Annotated in this window: 18 protein-coding genes; 12 read left to right on the top strand and 6 right to left on the bottom strand. The window is 61.5% G+C overall.

Features of this window, described 5'->3' with window-relative positions; all coding sequences use genetic code 11:
- Positions 1-51 precede the first annotated feature (51 nt).
- Entirely contained in the window at positions 52-1257 is a 1206-nt protein-coding gene (locus IVB41_RS17965; RefSeq protein ID WP_247433461.1) for an acetate/propionate family kinase, read from the bottom strand.
- 155 nt (positions 1258-1412) lie between these two features.
- Positions 1413-2501: an AI-2E family transporter gene (locus IVB41_RS17960; RefSeq protein ID WP_247433458.1), complete on the bottom strand. Its 1089-nt coding sequence runs from the start codon at positions 2499-2501 to the stop codon at positions 1413-1415.
- A gap of 369 nt (positions 2502-2870) precedes the next feature.
- Between IVB41_RS17960 and IVB41_RS17955 the strand changes: the two genes are divergently transcribed.
- Together IVB41_RS17955 and IVB41_RS17950 are read left to right on the top strand one after the other, a co-directional pair.
- Positions 2871-3227, top strand: coding sequence for a hypothetical protein (locus IVB41_RS17955; protein ID WP_247433456.1), 357 nt, complete (start codon positions 2871-2873; stop codon positions 3225-3227).
- Between the two features lie 168 nt (positions 3228-3395).
- Positions 3396-3602 carry a hypothetical protein gene (locus tag IVB41_RS17950; RefSeq protein WP_247433453.1) on the top strand — a complete coding sequence of 69 codons (207 nt, stop codon included), beginning with the start codon at positions 3396-3398 and terminating at the stop codon, positions 3600-3602.
- A gap of 78 nt (positions 3603-3680) precedes the next feature.
- On the opposite strand, the gene IVB41_RS17945 is transcribed toward IVB41_RS17950, so the two are convergent.
- The 3 genes from IVB41_RS17945 to IVB41_RS17935 form a co-directional block, all read right to left on the bottom strand.
- Positions 3681-4433 carry an outer membrane protein gene (locus tag IVB41_RS17945; RefSeq protein WP_247407974.1) on the bottom strand — a complete coding sequence of 251 codons (753 nt, stop codon included), beginning with the start codon at positions 4431-4433 and terminating at the stop codon, positions 3681-3683.
- Between the two features lie 265 nt (positions 4434-4698).
- Positions 4699-4974 (bottom strand): hypothetical protein, encoded by a 276-nt coding sequence (locus IVB41_RS17940; protein WP_247433450.1) that lies wholly within the window; start codon positions 4972-4974, stop codon positions 4699-4701.
- Positions 4975-5421: 447 nt separating this feature from the next.
- A complete protein-coding gene (locus IVB41_RS17935) occupies positions 5422-5940 on the bottom strand; it encodes a hypothetical protein (RefSeq protein WP_247433447.1) in 519 nt (172 codons plus the stop codon).
- A gap of 322 nt (positions 5941-6262) precedes the next feature.
- Here IVB41_RS17935 and IVB41_RS17930 point away from each other — a divergent pair, with 322 nt between their 5' ends.
- The 3 genes from IVB41_RS17930 to IVB41_RS17920 all read left to right on the top strand — a co-directional run bounded on the left by IVB41_RS17930 (position 6263) and on the right by IVB41_RS17920 (position 7861).
- The gene (locus IVB41_RS17930) at positions 6263-6547 is read left to right on the top strand and encodes a hypothetical protein (protein WP_247433444.1); all 285 of its coding nucleotides are present in this window, start codon (positions 6263-6265) and stop codon (positions 6545-6547) included.
- Between the two features lie 277 nt (positions 6548-6824).
- The gene (locus tag IVB41_RS17925) at positions 6825-7121 is read left to right on the top strand and encodes a hypothetical protein (protein WP_247433441.1); all 297 of its coding nucleotides are present in this window, start codon (positions 6825-6827) and stop codon (positions 7119-7121) included.
- A 464-nt stretch (positions 7122-7585) separates the two neighbouring features.
- Positions 7586-7861: a hypothetical protein gene (locus IVB41_RS17920; RefSeq protein WP_247433437.1), complete on the top strand. Its 276-nt coding sequence runs from the start codon at positions 7586-7588 to the stop codon at positions 7859-7861.
- 148 nt (positions 7862-8009) lie between these two features.
- Here the strand turns inward: IVB41_RS17920 and IVB41_RS17915 are convergent, their stop codons facing one another.
- The gene (locus tag IVB41_RS17915) at positions 8010-8966 is read right to left on the bottom strand and encodes a MurR/RpiR family transcriptional regulator (protein ID WP_247433434.1); all 957 of its coding nucleotides are present in this window, start codon (positions 8964-8966) and stop codon (positions 8010-8012) included.
- Positions 8967-9205: 239 nt separating this feature from the next.
- Here IVB41_RS17915 and IVB41_RS17910 point away from each other — a divergent pair, with 239 nt between their 5' ends.
- The 7 genes from IVB41_RS17910 to IVB41_RS17880 all read left to right on the top strand — a co-directional run bounded on the left by IVB41_RS17910 (position 9206) and on the right by IVB41_RS17880 (position 17119).
- Positions 9206-10747: an ABC transporter substrate-binding protein gene (locus tag IVB41_RS17910; protein ID WP_247433431.1), complete on the top strand. Its 1542-nt coding sequence runs from the start codon at positions 9206-9208 to the stop codon at positions 10745-10747.
- A 79-nt stretch (positions 10748-10826) separates the two neighbouring features.
- Positions 10827-11771 carry an ABC transporter permease gene (locus tag IVB41_RS17905; protein ID WP_247433424.1) on the top strand — a complete coding sequence of 315 codons (945 nt, stop codon included), beginning with the start codon at positions 10827-10829 and terminating at the stop codon, positions 11769-11771.
- Positions 11768-12628 (top strand): ABC transporter permease, encoded by an 861-nt coding sequence (locus IVB41_RS17900; protein WP_247433421.1) that lies wholly within the window; start codon positions 11768-11770, stop codon positions 12626-12628. The genes IVB41_RS17905 and IVB41_RS17900 overlap by 4 nt, the downstream gene beginning before the upstream one ends.
- Before the next feature lie 3 nt (positions 12629-12631).
- Positions 12632-13606 (top strand): ABC transporter ATP-binding protein, encoded by a 975-nt coding sequence (locus tag IVB41_RS17895; RefSeq protein ID WP_247433418.1) that lies wholly within the window; start codon positions 12632-12634, stop codon positions 13604-13606.
- Positions 13603-14568: an ABC transporter ATP-binding protein gene (locus tag IVB41_RS17890; RefSeq protein WP_247433415.1), complete on the top strand. Its 966-nt coding sequence runs from the start codon at positions 13603-13605 to the stop codon at positions 14566-14568. Before IVB41_RS17895 ends, IVB41_RS17890 begins: the two co-directional genes overlap by 4 nt.
- 343 nt (positions 14569-14911) lie before the next feature.
- Complete coding sequence (locus IVB41_RS17885) at positions 14912-16162, top strand: ABC transporter substrate-binding protein (protein ID WP_247433412.1); 1251 nt, start codon at positions 14912-14914, stop codon at positions 16160-16162.
- Positions 16163-16291: 129 nt separating this feature from the next.
- Entirely contained in the window at positions 16292-17119 is an 828-nt protein-coding gene (locus IVB41_RS17880) for an AraC family transcriptional regulator (protein WP_027569321.1), read from the top strand.
- The last annotated feature ends 51 nt before the right edge of the window (positions 17120-17170 follow it).

The raw sequence follows: 17170 nt of genomic DNA, 5'->3' as shown, positions 1-17170 counted from the left end.
CCACGAAACCCTCAAGGCTTGACTGCGACACAGATCAAGGAGAACCGATCACTATGCCCCCTTTGGTGCTGTCGAGCCGCTGTTCATCAGCAGCGTCAACGTGTGTCTCGCGATCATGAGATCCACGTCGGATGGCACGACGTAAACCGGAATGCGGCTGGCGGACGACGATATCAGCTGCGATTGCCGCGCGTTCCGCGCCACATCAAGCTCGACACCGAGCCATGCGAGCCGCTCCGCCACGCGCAAACGGATCGACGCGGAGCTTTCGCCGATCCCGGCGGTGAAGACGAACGCATCGAGCCCCTGCAACGCAGCTGAGAGCATACCGGCGTTAAGCCCGATCCAGTGAACGAAATAGTCGATCGCAAATTTCGCGTTGACATCTTCACTTGCCTCGAGCTGACGGACATCGCCGCTGAGACCCGAGAGGCCGTTCAGCCCGCAATCCCCGTGGAGAAACTCCTGCACCCTGGACGCCGCCATTCCCTTTTCCGAGATGAGATAGAGCACAACTCCCGCGTCGATCTGCCCTGGTCGCGCTTCCATCGGCAGTCCGTCGATCGCGGTGAAGCCCATGGTGCTCTCGACGCTCAGTCCTTCGTGAAGCGCGCACATTGATGCGCCGCTCCCGAGATGCGCGACGATCACGCGTCCCATCGCGATTTCCGGCGCAACCCTCAGCAAGGTCTTCGCGATGTATTCGTAGGAGAGGCCATGAAATCCGTAGCGCCGTACGCCCTCGGCATGAAGCCCACGAGGGATCGCGTAGTGATCGGCCACCGCAGCATGGGCTCGATGAAATGCGGTCTCGAAGCAGGCGACCTGCGGCAGCGTTGGGAAGTTAGTCAGGATCGATCGTATGGGCGCCAGATTATGCGGCAGATGAAGCGGCGCCAACGCGGTCATTCCTTCCAGGCGCGCCAGGATCCCATGATCAATCAGGACCGGCCGGTCATGCTCTGCACCGCCGTGAACGACGCGGTGCCCGATAGCAATGGGGCTGATATGAAGCTCATCCCGCAACCAGGCGCCTGCAATGTTCAGTGCGGCCAGAATATCCGGCACTGCGTCGATCGGATAGGCGCGATTGGCAAGCGGATCGCCGCCGGCGCTGCTCGCCTGCAGTCGCGGGCAACGCCCAATCCCGTCGATCCGTCCCTTGATCTGTTGCCGCAGGCTTCCTTCTCCTTCGATCGAATAGATCCGGAACCTGAGGCGGGAAGAGCCGGCATCGATGACAAGGATGGTATCCATGGCACTCACGTCGCACTCGTCGGAGCATGTCGAAGCCTTGCATCAGCACCGGCGGCCACAGCAGCCGGACCAGGCGGGCCAGACATTTCCACCACCACGTTCCGACCTCGTGGTTGTATCGCTTTGCCTGAAAGGCTCGGTCGAATTGATATGGGTCAAAGCTCGATCGCCAGTTTCGCCGGCACGGCACGTTCGGTACGAATCCAGGCCACCGTCAGCTCCCAGACCACAGATAGGATGATAGGTCCGATGAAGAGGCCGATGATCCCATGGAAGAGGGTTCCTCCGATCACCCCGATCAGGATCACGAGCGCTGGCGTGGTCAGGCCGCGGCCCATGACAAGTGGTTTCAGGATGTTGTCGAGAACCGAAACGATCACGAAAAACACCGTCAGCAGGAGCGCGACCGGAAATTCCTTGTCGGTCCAGATCCAGATGATGACCGGCAGGATGACAATAGCGCCGCCTATTTGCACGATCGACAACAACAACACCGCAAATGCCAGCAGCCCCGCGCTGGCGATGCCGGCCACCTTGAATCCGATGCCCGCCAGCAATGCCTGGATGATGGCGACGCCGATCACGCCTTGGGCCACAGCACGGATCGTGGCACCTGCCAGGTCGAGAAAGTGCTCGCTCTGGTCGGGCACGACGCGCGACAGAAAGCTGCGCCCCGCCCCCACGAGCTGAGGTCCATACGGAAACAGCACCCCGGCCACCGCCACCGACAGCAGAAACTTGACCGTACCTACCCCGGCATTGCCTGCAAATCCGAGCAGGGTCCCCGCGAATGGCTTCAGGTAGGGCACCACAGCGCGCAAGAGCGATCGGAGATTGGTCGTCGCTTGGTCCCAGAGATCGAAGAGCTGAGGGCCGATGACGGGCCAATCCTTGAGAGACTGCGGCGGCGAAGGCACGTGCAGTTCGCCAGCCGTCATTTGGGCGGCAAGATCGGTGATCCCGTCGACCGCGCCCATGCCCAGCCAGGTCGCGGGTCCGATCACAACAGCAAGATTGACGAGAGTAAGGATCGTTGCTGCAAGCTTCGGTCGGCCACCGAGAATGTCACTGAGGCGCCGAAACACCGGATTAAGGGCAGCGGCAAGCACGACACTCCAGGCCAATATGGGCACGAATGGGCGGACCAGGAGGAGCGCCCAGATGAGCAACAGCCCCAGCAACCCCAGCCGGATGAGAAGCTGGATGATCTCGTCTCCGGAGAATATCTGGCGGAGTGTTTTCACGGACTCGCCTTCTCATGCCGCGCATGCTGAGGCGAACTAGCCCCTGCTCTCGCTCAGCTGGCTTGATCCAGATCAAGCGTCGCGGCTCTCCTACAGCTGAAGTCCGGGCGGGTTCAGCTCACGCTTGGCCTCAAACACTGTAACGATCGCAACATTTCATATGCACGGTCATGCCGCCGGCGCGACGGAATCCCTCCCTCGCCGGTCAGTCGAGATTTCAACGCGGTGGAGGACATTATGAGGTTCATCAAAGGGGCATTGGCAGCATTTCTTACTGTCGCGAGCGCCATGATTTCCGTACCCGAAAGCGAAGCAGCGCCTTTGCCCACCAATGTTGGCGCGATGAGAGCCACGCTTGATAACGACGTGATGAAAGTGCGCTACGGAGGCTGGGGTTATCGCGGCGGACGGGGCGGAGGTTACCGCGGAGCGGGATTGGGCTATCGTGGCTTGGGGTATCGCGGCGTCGGATATGGCTACAGAGGTTACGGATCTAGAGGCTACCGTGGCTGGGGCGCCGGCGCAGTGGTCGCGGGGGCGGTCGTCGGTGGCGCGATCGCAAGCTCCGGCTACTATGGTGCATATCCCCACTACGGCGGCGGATACTCCTCTTACGGCGGAGGATACGGCTATGATTATTGTCCGCCCAGTGCCTACAGCGCCTACGGAAGCCATGGCGGTTATGGCGGCTACTACGCGAGGCGGAGCTACTATTCCGGCTGGTAGATTTGCCTCGGATTCTCTCGAGCACACGCGCTCTTGTTGTCGCCGTGGCGCAATGGCAGCGCGAGCGCGATAATACCTCCATTGATCTGGATCAGCACGCAGGCAGGAGCGCTGACATCGACTTGCGGTTTCGAACAGAGGAGGCGCATCGGACTAGCAGCTGCATTCATGACGACCGAGCTGGTTCTCGCGAGTCCTGAAAGCGCCAACGTCATTATATACTGCCAAAACGTGGACTATCCGGCGCATTGCGTCGCGAGGCCAGGCGTCGTCTTGGGAGTGCGTCTCGTCGCGCGCGCTGCCGCACGGGAAGCGGTGCGGCCCGGCACTCCGACCAACCGCGGCGGTCCGGTCGATCGCGCCGACAGGCGCTGACTGGCTTGCGCGGTACGGCCACAAAAATGAGGGCCGACATGACTGCCGGCCCCCTGAAGACGTCAGACCCTGGAGAGCTCAGTACCTTGCGACGACCGGGTTGGCCCCGCCGAAGCGGTAGTTGAAGCGCACGGTGAGCATATCGACGTCCTGGGTGATCCGGTCGTTCACAAAAGCGGCAAGGCGCGGATCGGCGACCGTGAACGAATTATTCCGGTGCCCCATGAACAGATGATCGTATTCGAGCCCCACCGACCAATTCGGGGTGAAGCCGTACTCGAATCCAACACCAATGACGCCACCCCAACGGGTCGCACTTTGCGCGGCGAGTTCGACGCCGGACGCAGTATCAAGGACGCTCAGCCGGTTGTCTGTCACCGCCGCGCCGCCCTTCACGTAGAGCAGTGACGCATTCCAGGCGTAGCCGATCTGGCCGGTGAAGAGGCCGATGGCGCTCGTTTTGGCGCGCGTAGAGAGCGTCGGATCGAACAGGCTGACGCGCTGGTTACTGAGATCCGCCCAATCGCCCTGAGCTTCCAGACCAAACACCCACTGGCTGGCTTGCCAGCGATAACCGAGCTGACCACCGATGACGCCACCGGATCGATCGCGGCAGCCGGAAGCGACGGCGACGCCAGCCGCGTCAAGGAAATCCACGCAGTTGTGGTTCTGCGCCCAGCCACCATTGCCACCGATATAGAACCCCGTCCAATTGTAGATTGGAACGATCGGTGCCGGAGGCGGCGCCTTCACGGCCATATCGGCAGCCATGGCGGGTCCCATGGCCAACGCCACCAGGCCAATTGTTGTCAGCAGAAGTCTTTTCATCATGCTCTCTCCTTGCCGGCCGCTTTTTGATTGCTCGAACGGCGGCTTGTTGCATTGCAATCATCCCCCAACTTCCAGCTGAAACTCTACGGGCGAGGCCGCAAACTCCACGTGCCAAAATGGCAACACTCAAGACATTTCGAACCAGGTTTCGGTTTGCCTCGCCCGCGGAGTCGAACGACTGGCGCCAGTATCCGAATTGGCCGAAAGGCAGCCGTCTGCTCCGAGTCACCTCCAGTCATCCGCATCAACCACCGTGATGGCCCGCCTATTTCTCCGGGTCGCGCTTGGCATCGGGGCCGGTAATCTCGTCGCCTCGGCCTTGCTCGATCCAGGACGGAATGTCGCTCGAGGGAATCAACCGTCGCGGCAAAAAGGGATTGAGCGTGCCTGCGAACACGATCAATCCCTCGTTGAATTTCTCTCGCGCGAAGGTCCGCGCCTCGGCTTCGTTCTCGAATGTGCGCGTTTCCCGGGGACTTCGCCGCTTCGGCAAGGTCCCGCGCTTGTGCACCTCGAACGTGACGTACCAGGTTTGCGGCATCCGCCAGCTTCCGGATCTCAATCTAGCGGACATCTGTCGGCAAATGAAGATCGGTAAGATCATGTGACGTCCTAGTTGCGCCGCTCTTCGCGGCGCTCCGTGCGCCCTGTCCGCCTTTCCTGACGGCGTTCAGTCCGACCCCGTGCGCCGTTCCTGACGCCGCTCGTGGCGGGCTCCCCGCCTCTCCTGGCGTCGCTCCATGCCGATCGTCTGCGCCGGCGCTTCTGTTCCGAACAGGAACGTGCCGGATGTCGCCAATCCGAGTACAGCGGCCCATCCGAGCAACGAAAAAGCCTCGCGACGATCGACCCGTCCAGACCTCAACGTTTCACTCATGTCAGTTACTCCCGATCTTCAAGGACATTTGATTGGGCAATGCCTCGACGTGCGCTCGTTGACAGTATCATGGCGGGCGCCCCACTCCGAAGATGCGACCATCGGAGACGCTCACCAAACCTGGTTACCAAACCAGCCGTACTGCGGCGGCCGCGCGACGAGCCGGATATTTTTTTCGATGTGCCTCCTCACAATTTTGTTTTGACGCTGCGGCTTCGCATCAGCCTTTGCCGACGAACGCGCTGGCGGTCGTTCGGCATCGAGCGGTCCGACCTGAGCAAAGGCCTCGCGAACGCGCGTCTGTTGGAAGTCGGCGCCCGGCAGGGCACCAAGCTCGACCTTGGCGATGTCGGTTGCGACAACCGTGGGCCGGCTCGTGTCGAGAACGACCAGCTCCGGCAATTTCCAATCGGAATGGATGCGGATGGTGGCGGAGCGCGCAGCTTCACCGCGTACGGCAGGCCGATCCGGCACCAGGGCATCCGCAACGAAGAGCATCGCGAGCAACGTACCGCCGACATAGAACAGATATCGTGAGACGGGCATCGTCAGCGCCATTGCCGCCGCAGATCTTCGTCTGGCAAGCAACGGCCCACGGCGGCAGAATTGGCGCAGCAATGCAACCTGCATGGACGTGGTAGCCTAAATCGACCCGCCGTTGCGTCAGCCGCGGCGCGCCCCTGGTGAAGCACTTGCTGAGGCATGGCGGCACTTCGTCGGTAAGCGCATGCACGCTGCAGCAAGGCTAATGTTCACCGCGTCCGAACGCGGCTTCGCTTGAGCCAGATCAACGAATTGAATTGTCCCAAACAGGGCCCCGCGTAGTGCCGCACGGCTTGGTCAGTGTCAGTGACATGCCCTTTGGTACGATGGCCGGGAGGGCAATTGCAGAGATGCAGCAGGCAAGGCAGAACTCTCACCGCGTACATCGAGCTTCTGGCAGGGAGGGCCGATGATGAGCCAATTCGAACTGAGCTCGCGTGCAGCACTTTGCCGGCAGCTTGCAAGCGAGGATCCGGCAAACCAAACGGTCTGGATGGCCGAGGCAAGAAGCTGGTCACGCCTGGCGGCCGAGGCGCTTCCTGATGAGCACCGATGGAAAGGCGGTATCACCGCCCGGCTATTCTTCGCCTTCAACAAATTGGTCGCGGCGCAACACGAGCCTACGCCGGCAGAAATGATGAAGAGCAGATCCAAACGCGTCATGCCGTCTCGGAGCTTGTCACCGACGGCCTGACGCATTCGAGCGAGAAGCGTTCGCACGATGGCATACTTGGCTCAAGTGTGGAGAGAGCCGGTGCACCACGTGACAGCATGCTTTCCGATGCGACCCGGCGGGCTGCACTCGACGTCAAAGCGTCGTCATCCAGATTCCCTTAACGCGATCCGAACTTGACCCGGTAAAATCGAAGACGAAGCAGATGCGATTTGTTGAATCCCTTGATCTAAAGCAAGCCACGGCCCTGGTGCTGCGTTGGTCTTATGACGTTGAAGTTCATTTTTGGAGAAGGTCCATGAACTCAGCGAGCGCAAGGAAGATTGCCGCTGCCGTCGCCGTCCTCGTATGCGGCACGACGTTGTCCATCGGCTGGAACGACCAAGGCGGAATTTCGCTGCAGGTCGACAAGGCGCAAGCGGCGACGCGATTATACGTCACTCCCTATTATCGCGGTCACTACTACACGAATGACGGTCTGCCCTGGTACGCGGTGCGAGCCTATTATTTTGGCGGACCGTGGAGCTACGGCTATAGCGGCTGGACCGACTATGCGGCGCGAACGGCATCGGTTGCGTCCCAGGCTCGTTGGTGAAGGGCGGCGAAGGCATCATGTACGTGTGCCAATAGAGCTTTATGATGGCGCGATGGGCGGCGCTCATTAAGCCGCCTCTCGCGCTAGTCTGCGCTCAGGAGGTGACGGCTGAGGGGAGGATACCATGACCTATGTTCTGGTCGTCATCAGCTGGCTTGGCGTCGCGAATGGCGCCGTCATATCGACACATGAATTTCAAGCGCAGAGCGTTGCGAAGCAGCCCGGACGGCGCTGATGGAATACGCGAAAGCGCGCAGCAGCGACGAGACACTGAGGCCGCTCTGCATACAGAAGTAAAAAAGCGGCGAAAAGGGTGACGCATGTACCCGAACCCGACTGAATCGTTCTGGTGTTTCGCTTTCGCTTAACAGCTTCACGATTTCGACGGTTCCTTGATCTTGATCAATGGTCCGAGCGCCAGTCCGTGGAGCGATCCAAATTCACTCTCACAGGCGGAGACTATCATGAAGCGTGGTTTGGTCACAAAGCTATCACTCGCGGTTGCCGTGGTCGCCCTCGGAGTGTCCGGCTCGATCGACTGGTCGGCGGAGGAAGGCCTTTCGCTCGCGCTCGGCCGGGCTGAAGCACGAGTCGGGCGGCCCTTGACACCCGTATCAGTCGCCGGCGTAGCACGGCGCACCACCAGGCGCGCGGTCGTCGGCGGCGCGGCAGTCGGTGCAGCCGCTGTCGGCACGGCATGTGTCCGCGTGCTGGTCAATGGCAGCTACGTCTGCCGCTGATAGCCCTCGTTGCCGGCTCCGAACATCGCATCCTGCCAGATAACTTTTTTCGGCAGGATGTGCGGTTCAGGTTTCGGAGCGCGATTGGCGTTGCCACATACGAGCGGCGATGTACCGACCAAATCCTCGTTGGGCCACTGTAGATTTTTCAGTCTCCCAGCGGCCCTTTGGCGTCCCCGTCGCTCCCTTTCAGCAACTCGTATTTAATCCGCCGCATGCGTGCCTGGGCTTCGAGCGGCTTGCAATAGGCGGTTGACGCTGCGAGCAGATCGATGGTGGCGAGAAATGCATAGCGCGATGCCGTCGGCTTAAGTGCGTCTGGCGCTTCGGGCACGTGCACGCCAAGCGCAATATCGGCGATTGAGGCCAGCCTGCTTTGCGGCTTGGTGATTGCGACGACCAAGGCGCCGTATTGCTTGGCGATAGTGGCTGCCTCGATCACTTCGTTCGCCGCACCGGTGGTCGAGATGGCAACGACGACGTCATCCCGCCCGAAAGTCGCGGCGATCATGCGCATCAAGCTCGGATCGGAGGCATGCGAGACGGCGATCCCAAGACGAAAGAACCGGTTCTGAACCTCCGCCGCCGCAAGAGTGGAACCACCCCCCACCCCGAACGCCGCAAGCTTCGAACAGCGGGAGATAGCTTCGGCAGCCCTCTCGATGTCCTCCTTGCGAAGTCCTTCCTCGGCGGCGGCAATTGCGCGGCGAATTTCCTGAAACACCGACCGCCAGAGCGCGGGGCGCGCCAGATCCGTCCCGACGTGAGGGGGAAGCTCAACGTAAATCCGCCCGACCGCCATTGCTTGGGCCAACCTCACCTTGAGGTCGCGGACGCCCCGGCAACCGACGGAACGGCTGAACCGGGTTACCGTCGGCTCGCTGACGCGCGCCCGGCGGGCCAGCTCGGAATTGCTGGCGTGAACGGCAAACTCCATATCGGCCAGCAGCACCGTGGCAACGCGCTGCTCCGACGGACTGAGGCTTGGAGCGCTCTGCCTGATAAGGGAGATGATGTCGCCGGCCACGACATTGTCGTCGCCCGACGGCTTCGAGATCGCTGCACCAACGGCTCTCGCCGGATGATTTCGCTTTGCACGCGCCATTGCCTGCCCTTCCCCAGGTCAGATCCACCTTCGCCCTTGGCGGGAAGCTGCCGTAAGAAACCTTCAGCATCGACCAAACGTATATCGGCATGCCCCATCAAGAATAGCATTTTCCGCTTGATAATTGGCAAATTGTGTATGTAACTTTCAAACAACCAATAGCGTGCTAGCAGCCCAACAGCTGAAAGGCACGTCCCCTGCACCGGGAAGCAGGCGGTCAGCAAGGCGGGAGGGCGATCATGAGATACGGTCCAAGTGTCTTGATGCGTGGCGTCGTGGGGCTGGCCACCGCGTCATTCTTGCTTGCACAGGCCAATGCCGCCACGCTGCTGCGCGAAGCCACCATCGGAGAACCGCCGCCGCTCGATGTCATGCTGACGACAGCCGACGTCGCATCGGTCATCGGTCGCCACATCTTCGAGACCCTGTACGCGCTGGATTCGACCTATACGCCGCGTCCGATGCTGGCCGAGAGCGATCGCACGGAAGACGGCGGTCGGACCATCGTCATCAAGCTCCGCGAAGGTGTCCTCTTCCACAACGGCAAGGAGATGACCGCCAAGGACGTGGCCGCCTCGATGACGCGATGGGGCAGTTTCGGTGCCCGCGGCAAGCTCCTGATGGCGGCGGCTACGTCGGTTGAGGCCACCGGACAGTATGAAGTCACCCTGAAATTGTCCGCGCCGAACGGCGCCTGGAAGGCTCTCATTGCGGACGTCAATGGCGGTCTTGCGATCTATCCGGAAGACATAGCCGCCAAAGCGGGGAACCGGCCGATCGAGCAAAAGGACTATATCGGCACCGGGCCTTACAAGTTCGTGGAGTGGCGGCCGAACCGCTATGTCGAGGTGGAGAGGTTCGACGGCTACAAGCCGGTGAAGGAAAAGGGTGACGGCTTCGCCGGCGCCCGCGTTGCGAGCTTCGACAAGATCCGGTTCATTCCGGTGCCTGACGTCGGAACGCGCGTGAGCGGCGTGCAGGCGGGCGACTACGACTATGCGGAAATGATCTCCGGTGATCTGTACGAGTCCCTGAGCAAAGATCCATCGGTTCAGGTGCAGCGTACCAACGCGCCGATCTTCGGCCTGTTCTTCATGAACTCGAAGCAGGGAATCCTGAAGGACAATTACAAGCTCCGCCGCGCCATCCAGACCGCGCTGGACAAGTCGCAGGCACTGCGCGTCGCCTTCGGTCCCAAGGACCTGTGGAATGCCGAAGGATCGATCTTTCCAAACGGCACACCCTGGTACTCGAGCGAAGGCGTCTCCAATTACAGTGCGCACGACCCGAAGAAGGCCAAGGAGCTCGCAAAGGAGGCGGACTACACGGGGACGCCGATCCGCCTGCTGGTCTCGACGAACTACCAGGCACACTATGACGAAGCCTCCGTCTTCACCCGCCAGCTGGCCGACGCCGGGATCAATGTTCAGATGATGGTCGTCGATTGGGCGACCCTTCTGAAGATGCGCGGCCAGCCGGAACAATGGGACATCTTCGTCACCCACCATTCCTTCGCGCCCGACCCGCTGCTGCTCACGTTCTTGAATGCGAGCTATCCCGGCTGGTGGGACAGCCCCGAGATCGGCTCACTTAGAGCTGAGTTGATCAACACGACCGATCCAGCCGCGCGCAAGTCGACATGGGACAAGATCCAGTCGTTGATCTATGAGCAGGTACCGGTGATGAAAGTAGGCGATGCCTACACCTATGACATTGCTTCTCCCAAGCTCAAGGGGCTCAACCCAAACGGCCCCGTGTTCTGGAATGTGTCCACGAAATAAGGACGGGCAATGAGGCCGCGAAGACTGTCGAGCGCCGGCGCCGGCGCGCATCGTTGCCGCTGACCAGGCGCTCAATCACATGTGGTCTTACGCATTCAAGCGCGCAGCAACGACGGCGGTGACGCTGCTGGCAGCGTCCATCATCATCTTCGCGTTCATCCATATCGTGCCGGGTGACCCGATTTATGTTCTGCTCGGTGACACCGCGACCCCCGACCAGATCGACGCCTTGCGACACCAGCTCGGTCTCGACCAACCGATTATCCTGCAATATCTCACCTGGGCCGGCCATGTGCTCGAGGGCGACCTCGGGCGGTCGATCTTCTTCCAGGCGCCCGTGCTGTCGGTAATTGCCGATGGCGCCGAGACCAGCACCTTGCTCGCCACCATGACGATGATCTGGGTTGCGGTCATCGGGGTGCCGATCGGCATGATTGCGGCGGTCCGGCACGGCACGTGGCTCGATCAGGGATTGTCCGGCGGGGCGATGCTGATGGCCTCGATACCCACGTTCTGGGTCGGGCTCTATCTGATCCTGATCTTTGCCGCCTGGCTTGGTTGGTTTCCGAGCTCCGGTTATCCGTCGATCTTCGAAGGTGGTGTCGTCAATCTCCGCTATCTCGTCCTCCCAAGCCTGGCGCTTGCGGCTCCGAATGCCGCTTTGATCCTGCGGCTGACGCGCGCCAGCATGCTCGACGTCTCCCGGGAGGACTACGTGCGCACGGCGCGTGCAAAGGGAATCCGGCCGTGGCAGGTCGTGCGCCGCCACATCTGGCGCAATGCACTCCTGACGGTCGTGTCCGCATTCGGCTTCACCTTCGCCGCACTACTGTCCGAAGCGGTGGTGACCGAAACCGTGTTTGCCCTGCCGGGCATCGGTCGCCTCGTCGTTCAGTCGATCCTTCGCCGAGACTACCCTGTGATCCAGGGGGTCATCCTGGTCATCGTGGTGGTTTATCTCCTGATCAATCTGATTGTCGATCTGAGCTATCGTCTGCTCGATCCGCGGGTTGAACTTCAATGAGTAGCAACAGCGTGACATTGTGGCTCAAGCCGTTCATCGCCCGCCCGATCGCGCTGGCCGGGCTCGGGGTTCTTCTGGCAACCGTGCTCGCCGCGGTCTTCGCACCCTGGCTGTCGCCTTACGATCCGTATGCCATCGATCCCCTGATCCGCCTGACGCCGCCGAACGTGACCCACTGGTTCGGCACCGACCAATTCGGCCGGGATACCCTGTCGCGCACCATTCATTCAGCACGCATGGCGCTTCTGATCGGCTCCGGCGTGGTCGTCTTCGCTCTCGCGACCGGCGTTCCGGCCGGCGTACTTTCCGCTCTGTTTCCGCGGCTGGGGCACCTGCTGATGCGCATGGTCGACGTGCTGATGGCTTTCCCGACTCTGCTTCTCGCACTCGGCCTGATTGTCATCTTGAGCCCGAGCGTGGCCACCGTCATTCTGGCCATCGGGATCGGCTACATGACGACGACGACCCGCATCGTCTATGGACTGACACTGCGCTTGCGCGCGGAAACCTACGTCGAGGCGTCTCGCAGCATGGGCGCCGGAGCGGCGTGGCTCATCAGTCGGCACATCTTGCCGAACCTGGTCTCACCACTTCTCGTGCAGGCCAGCTTCGTCTTCGCGTTCGCGCAGCTCGGCGCGGCTTCACTCGACTTCCTGGGCCTCGGCGCCCCGCCGGACATTCCGAGCTGGGGCAATATGCTGGCGGAATCGCGGACCTTCATCACGCGCGCGCCGTGGCTGCTCTTCTTCCCCGGCATGATGATCGTGGCGACGGCATTTTCTCTGAACCTGGTCGGCGATGCATTGCGCGATCGACTCGATCCGCGGTTCCGTCAAGTCTTCGGTGAGAAGGGTTAGGCCGTGCTGACAGTTTGCGACCTTACGGTGTCAGTGGGCCCGGAAACCGCGCCGGTCGACATCGTCGCGGGCGTGTCCTTCGGATTGGCCAAGGGCGAGATCCTCGGTCTCGTCGGCGAGTCCGGTTGTGGAAAGAGCATGACCTCGCTTGCGGTCATGGGATTGCTGCCGCAGCCCGGTCCTCGGGTCCGGGCCGGGCGGGTCCTGTTGGAGGGCTGCGACGTAACGCAGCTGCAGCCCTGGCAACGTGTCGAAGCCGGCCACGGCCGCATGGCAATGATCTTTCAGGAGCCGATGACCTCACTCAACCCGGTCCGTCGGATCGGCGATCAGATCGCCGAAGCCGTACGCGTACATGAGGGAATTTCGGGCGCAGCGGCGCTCGTCCGCGCTCGCGAGCTGCTCGAACTGGTCCGCATGCCCGACCCCAAAATGCAGCTGTCCGCGTATCCACATCAGTTGTCGGGAGGCCAACGCCAGCGGGGCATGATCGCGATTGCGCTGGCCTGCAGGCCACAGGTGCTGGTCGCCGATGAACCGACCACCGCGCTGGACGTCACCATACAGGTTCAGATTCTCGGGCTCTTGCGCGAGCTCTGCAATCGGCTCGATATGGCGATATTGTTCATCACCCACGACATGGGAGTCATTGCGCAGCTCGCCGATCGCGTTGCTGTCATGTACGCCGGCCGGATTGTGGAAACCGCGGCAGTCGATGCGCTGTTCGGCGCACCCCGTCATCATTACACCCGCGGACTGATGGATTGCATGCCGTCGCGAAATTCCGGCGCGCGCCGGCTGCCTACAATTTCTGGTCAGCCGCCGCTGCCAGGTTCGGTCGCTGCTGGCTGCGTGTTTGCCTCGCGTTGCGCAGCGGTACGCGATGAGTGCCGCGTGGCGACCCCACCTCGCCTGGAGGCCTCCCAAGGGCACGAGGTGCTCTGCGCATTTCCACTGGCCGGCGGGGAGCTGCCATGAGCGGCAATGCCATCCTCGACGTCCGGGACATGATGGTCTCGTTCAGTGCCAGGCGAGCCGGTCGGAAATACCGGGTGCAGGCGGTGGATGGTGTATCGCTGTCGCTGGCCGAAGGCGAGGTCCTTGGGATTGTCGGCGAGTCCGGCTGCGGCAAGACCACGCTGGGCCGCACCCTCGTCGGGCTGGTCCAGCCCGACAGCGGCAACATCAAATTGAAGGGAACCGAATTGATCGGAGCCGGCGGCTCCGGCCTCCGTGAGAAGCGTCTAAGCGTCCGAATGGTTTTCCAGGATCCCAATGCATCGCTCAACCCGCGGCGCGCAATTGGAGATTCGGTGGCGGAGGCGGCCGACATCAGCGGCTTCTTCAAGAGCCGCGCCGAGCGAAGCGCGGCCATAGCTGCCACCTTGACGGCCGTCGGGTTGAACCCCTCTTTCGCCGCTCGCTATCCCTACGAGCTGAGTGGCGGGCAGCGGCAGCGGGTCGGAATCGCACGCGCCATTCTGCCCACCCCGTCCATCATCGTCGCCGACGAGCCGGTCTCGGCCCTCGACGTTTCCGTGCAGGCGCAGGTGCTCAATCTGATGATGGATCTGCGTGACCAGTTGAGACTGTCGATGCTTTTCATCTCGCACGACCTTGGCGTGATCGGACAGATCAGCAGCCGCGTTGCTGTCATGTATATGGGCCGGATCGTAGAGCAGGCCGGGACGCGGACGGTCCTCGATTATCCGCTCCATCCCTATACGCGCGCGTTGGTGGCAGCAATTCCGAAGCCCGATCCATCGAAACGGATCCAGGGCGCGATCGAAATGGGTGAACCGCCAAGTCTCTTCACGCGACCGCGCGGTTGTGCATATGCGCCCCGCTGTCCAATGGCCAGCGATCGCTGTCTCGTCGATGTGCCACAACTTCGATCTGCCGGCGCGGACGGTAGGACAATCGCTTGCCACAACGTATAACCAGCGAGTGCCGCGCGCGGGCGAAATCACGCAACGCCTACGATTGATTTCTCGCTCTATTCGAGCGATCCTGTTCACGCGGCCGCAGTCGCAACCGCCATGCGGCTGGCGAGTGCCAATTCCGGGATGCCTGACGCCTGTTGCACCGCGATGTTAATCGCGACGCAACATTCAAAATGAGACTGCCCGTTAAGCCGCGCACGGCTCCGACACGTGCACTGCATCCGAGTTCGGATAGCCTCCCTTTCAAGAACCGTTGGCCTTGTCCGAACGCCGCACCGCGCGGCGGACGCGTCAGGGCGCGGTGAAAAACAGCGACAAAGAACGCCCTGGGAGGAGAGCAATGTTGAAAGGCAGTCTAGGACTGATCGCGTTGAGCAGCCTGTTACTTTCGGGCACCGCCTTCGCACAGGAGAAGATCAAGGTCGGCGTCACGGCGACGCTCGAAGGTACCTACACCGTGCTCGGCGAGGACGGTATCCGCGGCTTCCAGACGGCCCTCAACGTGCTCGGCAAGAAGGTCGGCGACAAGGAACTCGAATTTGTCATCGCTTCGACCGACGCGACGCCGGACTCCGCCGTGCGAGCCGTGCGCAAGCTGATCGAGCAGGACAAGGTACAGATCCTGCTGTCGCCGCTCTCTGGCGACGAAGGCATCGCAGTCAAGAATTTTGCAAAGACCCATCCCGAACTGACCTTCATCAATGCCGCCTCCGGGGCCCAGGAAACGACCTATGTCGATCCCGCTCCGAACTTTTTCCGCTACAACATGGACGGGGCGCAATGGCAGGTGGGCCTCGGCAAATACGCTTATGACCAAAAGAAGTATCGCAAGATCGCGACCGTCGGCGAAGACTATTCCTTCATCTATACGCAGGTGTTCGGCCTCGTGCTCGAGTTCTGCGGTGCTGGCGGACAGGTCACCAACCGGCAATGGGTGCCGCTCGGCACCAAGGACTTTGCCTCGGTTATCGCCGCACTGCCCGACGACGTCGACGCAATCTATCTCGGCCTCGGCGGCGCCGACGCCGTCAACTTCCTGAACCAATACCAGCAGGCCGGCGGCAAGGCGCATCTGATGGGCGGCTCGATCATGATCGACCAGACCATCCTGTCGTCCAAGGGAAACGCCAAGAATGCCCTGATTGGCACGCTGGCCGCGAGCGGCCAGGCCGACACCTGGGAGAGCCCGAGTTGGCAGAAGTTCGTGAAGGACTATCAGGACGCCTTCCCGCCCAACAAGCGCTTCCCGAGCCCATCGCTGCTCGCCACCAACTATTATGGCTCGACAATGGCGCTGATCCTGGCGCTGCGCCAGGTCAACGGAGATCTCTCCAACAATCAAGCCAAGTACAAGGAGGCCCTTGCCAAGATCGAACTCGACGCACCCAACGGAAAGATCAAGCTGGACTCCAACCGCCAGGCGATCGGCACCAACTTCGTCACCGAGGTTGTCGACGACGGCAAGGGCGCGCTGTTCTCAAAGGTCGTGAACGTGATCCCGAACGTCAACCAAACCCTAGGCTACGATCCCGCGGTGTTCGCCAAAATCGGTTTACCGAGCCGCACAGTACCGGAATGTAAGAAATACTGACCTAGTCTCATTCGCGAACGTTGACCGGCCGGGGAGAGATTTGCCAGAAGCGCGACACGTGCGCCCTTGCATTCTCTCCCCGGTTGTTGAACGCTACCAAAAAATACAAGAGCTTTTGGGAGGAGAGGCATGAGCCGGGCGCTCGCCGTCTTCCACGGCCGCTTTGGTCGGGCGACGGTCTATCAGTTGAACCGCCCTTTCAACATCCACGCACATCGCGAAGGTCATTTGATCTTCCATGTCGGCGGGCGTTCCGCATGCATCGATGTCAGCGACGGACGCTACGAGCTCACCGAAGGGTCCGTCGTCGCGGTCAATCCGTGGGAGCCGCATAATTTCTTGCCGTCCGATCTCGAAGGCGGCGCCGTTTTCTTCGTGCTCTACGTCAATGCCGAGTGGTTTGCGCCCGATGCGCCCGGCGCCGACCGCCTGCGCTTCGGCCGCACCCAGTTCACGCGGTCCGTTGCGCTGGACAAGCATATCAGGCACGCAGCCGCCCTCGTGTGCGGCGCTCCCTCGCTCAACAGCCTCGATGGCGAGCTGAGAAGCCTGATCGACATCTGTTACGACGAAAGCTGGCAACAGGCGGCGACCGCGCGCGATCCACGCGCAAACGGCTCCGTCACGGATTTTCGCGTTCGCAAATGCATCAAGATGATGTCGGAGAGTCCTGGCGCCGAGATCGAGCTCGACACCATCGCGCGCGAATCCGGCCTGTCGCGGCCGCATTTCTACCGGCTCTTCCGCACCCAGACCGGCGTCACGCCACACCTCTATCTCAATACGCTGATGATGGAGCAGGCACTGGAGGCGCTGGTGGCGAGCGAAGCGCCGATCGCTGATATCGGCTTCGATCTCGGCTTCTCATCGCAGAGCGGATTCACCCGCTTCTTCGCCGCCAACGTCGGCATGGCGCCGACAGATTATCGCCGCGCGGCCAAGGTTTTGCGCGCCTGAGGCCACGCGAAAAGATACTCACGATCAAGCGCCTCCCTTACAGCCGCATTA

It is taken from the genome of Bradyrhizobium sp. 44, from assembly GCF_023073095.1.
Taxonomy (GTDB): Bacteria; Pseudomonadota; Alphaproteobacteria; order Rhizobiales; family Xanthobacteraceae; genus Bradyrhizobium.
This window is presented reverse-complemented; position numbering and strand designations above follow the sequence as displayed.

Coding starts and splice junctions, on each gene's coding strand:
- IVB41_RS17890 (WP_247433415.1), top strand. CDS start 13,603: ATGAGCGGCAATGCCATCCTCGACGTCCGGGACATGATGGTCTCGTTC.
- IVB41_RS17915 (WP_247433434.1), bottom strand. CDS start 8,966: ATGGCGCGTGCAAAGCGAAATCATCCGGCGAGAGCCGTTGGTGCAGCG.
- IVB41_RS17905 (WP_247433424.1), top strand. CDS start 10,827: ATGTGGTCTTACGCATTCAAGCGCGCAGCAACGACGGCGGTGACGCTG.
- IVB41_RS17945 (WP_247407974.1), bottom strand. CDS start 4,433: ATGATGAAAAGACTTCTGCTGACAACAATTGGCCTGGTGGCGTTGGCC.
- IVB41_RS17880 (WP_027569321.1), top strand. CDS start 16,292: ATGAGCCGGGCGCTCGCCGTCTTCCACGGCCGCTTTGGTCGGGCGACG.
- IVB41_RS17885 (WP_247433412.1), top strand. CDS start 14,912: ATGTTGAAAGGCAGTCTAGGACTGATCGCGTTGAGCAGCCTGTTACTT.
- IVB41_RS17940 (WP_247433450.1), bottom strand. CDS start 4,974: ATGCCGCAAACCTGGTACGTCACGTTCGAGGTGCACAAGCGCGGGACC.
- IVB41_RS17955 (WP_247433456.1), top strand. CDS start 2,871: ATGAAAGTGCGCTACGGAGGCTGGGGTTATCGCGGCGGACGGGGCGGA.
- IVB41_RS17930 (WP_247433444.1), top strand. CDS start 6,263: ATGATGAGCCAATTCGAACTGAGCTCGCGTGCAGCACTTTGCCGGCAG.
- IVB41_RS17900 (WP_247433421.1), top strand. CDS start 11,768: ATGAGTAGCAACAGCGTGACATTGTGGCTCAAGCCGTTCATCGCCCGC.
- IVB41_RS17965 (WP_247433461.1), bottom strand. CDS start 1,257: ATGGATACCATCCTTGTCATCGATGCCGGCTCTTCCCGCCTCAGGTTC.
- IVB41_RS17950 (WP_247433453.1), top strand. CDS start 3,396: ATGACGACCGAGCTGGTTCTCGCGAGTCCTGAAAGCGCCAACGTCATT.
- IVB41_RS17910 (WP_247433431.1), top strand. CDS start 9,206: ATGAGATACGGTCCAAGTGTCTTGATGCGTGGCGTCGTGGGGCTGGCC.
- IVB41_RS17935 (WP_247433447.1), bottom strand. CDS start 5,940: ATGCAGGTTGCATTGCTGCGCCAATTCTGCCGCCGTGGGCCGTTGCTT.
- IVB41_RS17920 (WP_247433437.1), top strand. CDS start 7,586: ATGAAGCGTGGTTTGGTCACAAAGCTATCACTCGCGGTTGCCGTGGTC.
- IVB41_RS17925 (WP_247433441.1), top strand. CDS start 6,825: ATGAACTCAGCGAGCGCAAGGAAGATTGCCGCTGCCGTCGCCGTCCTC.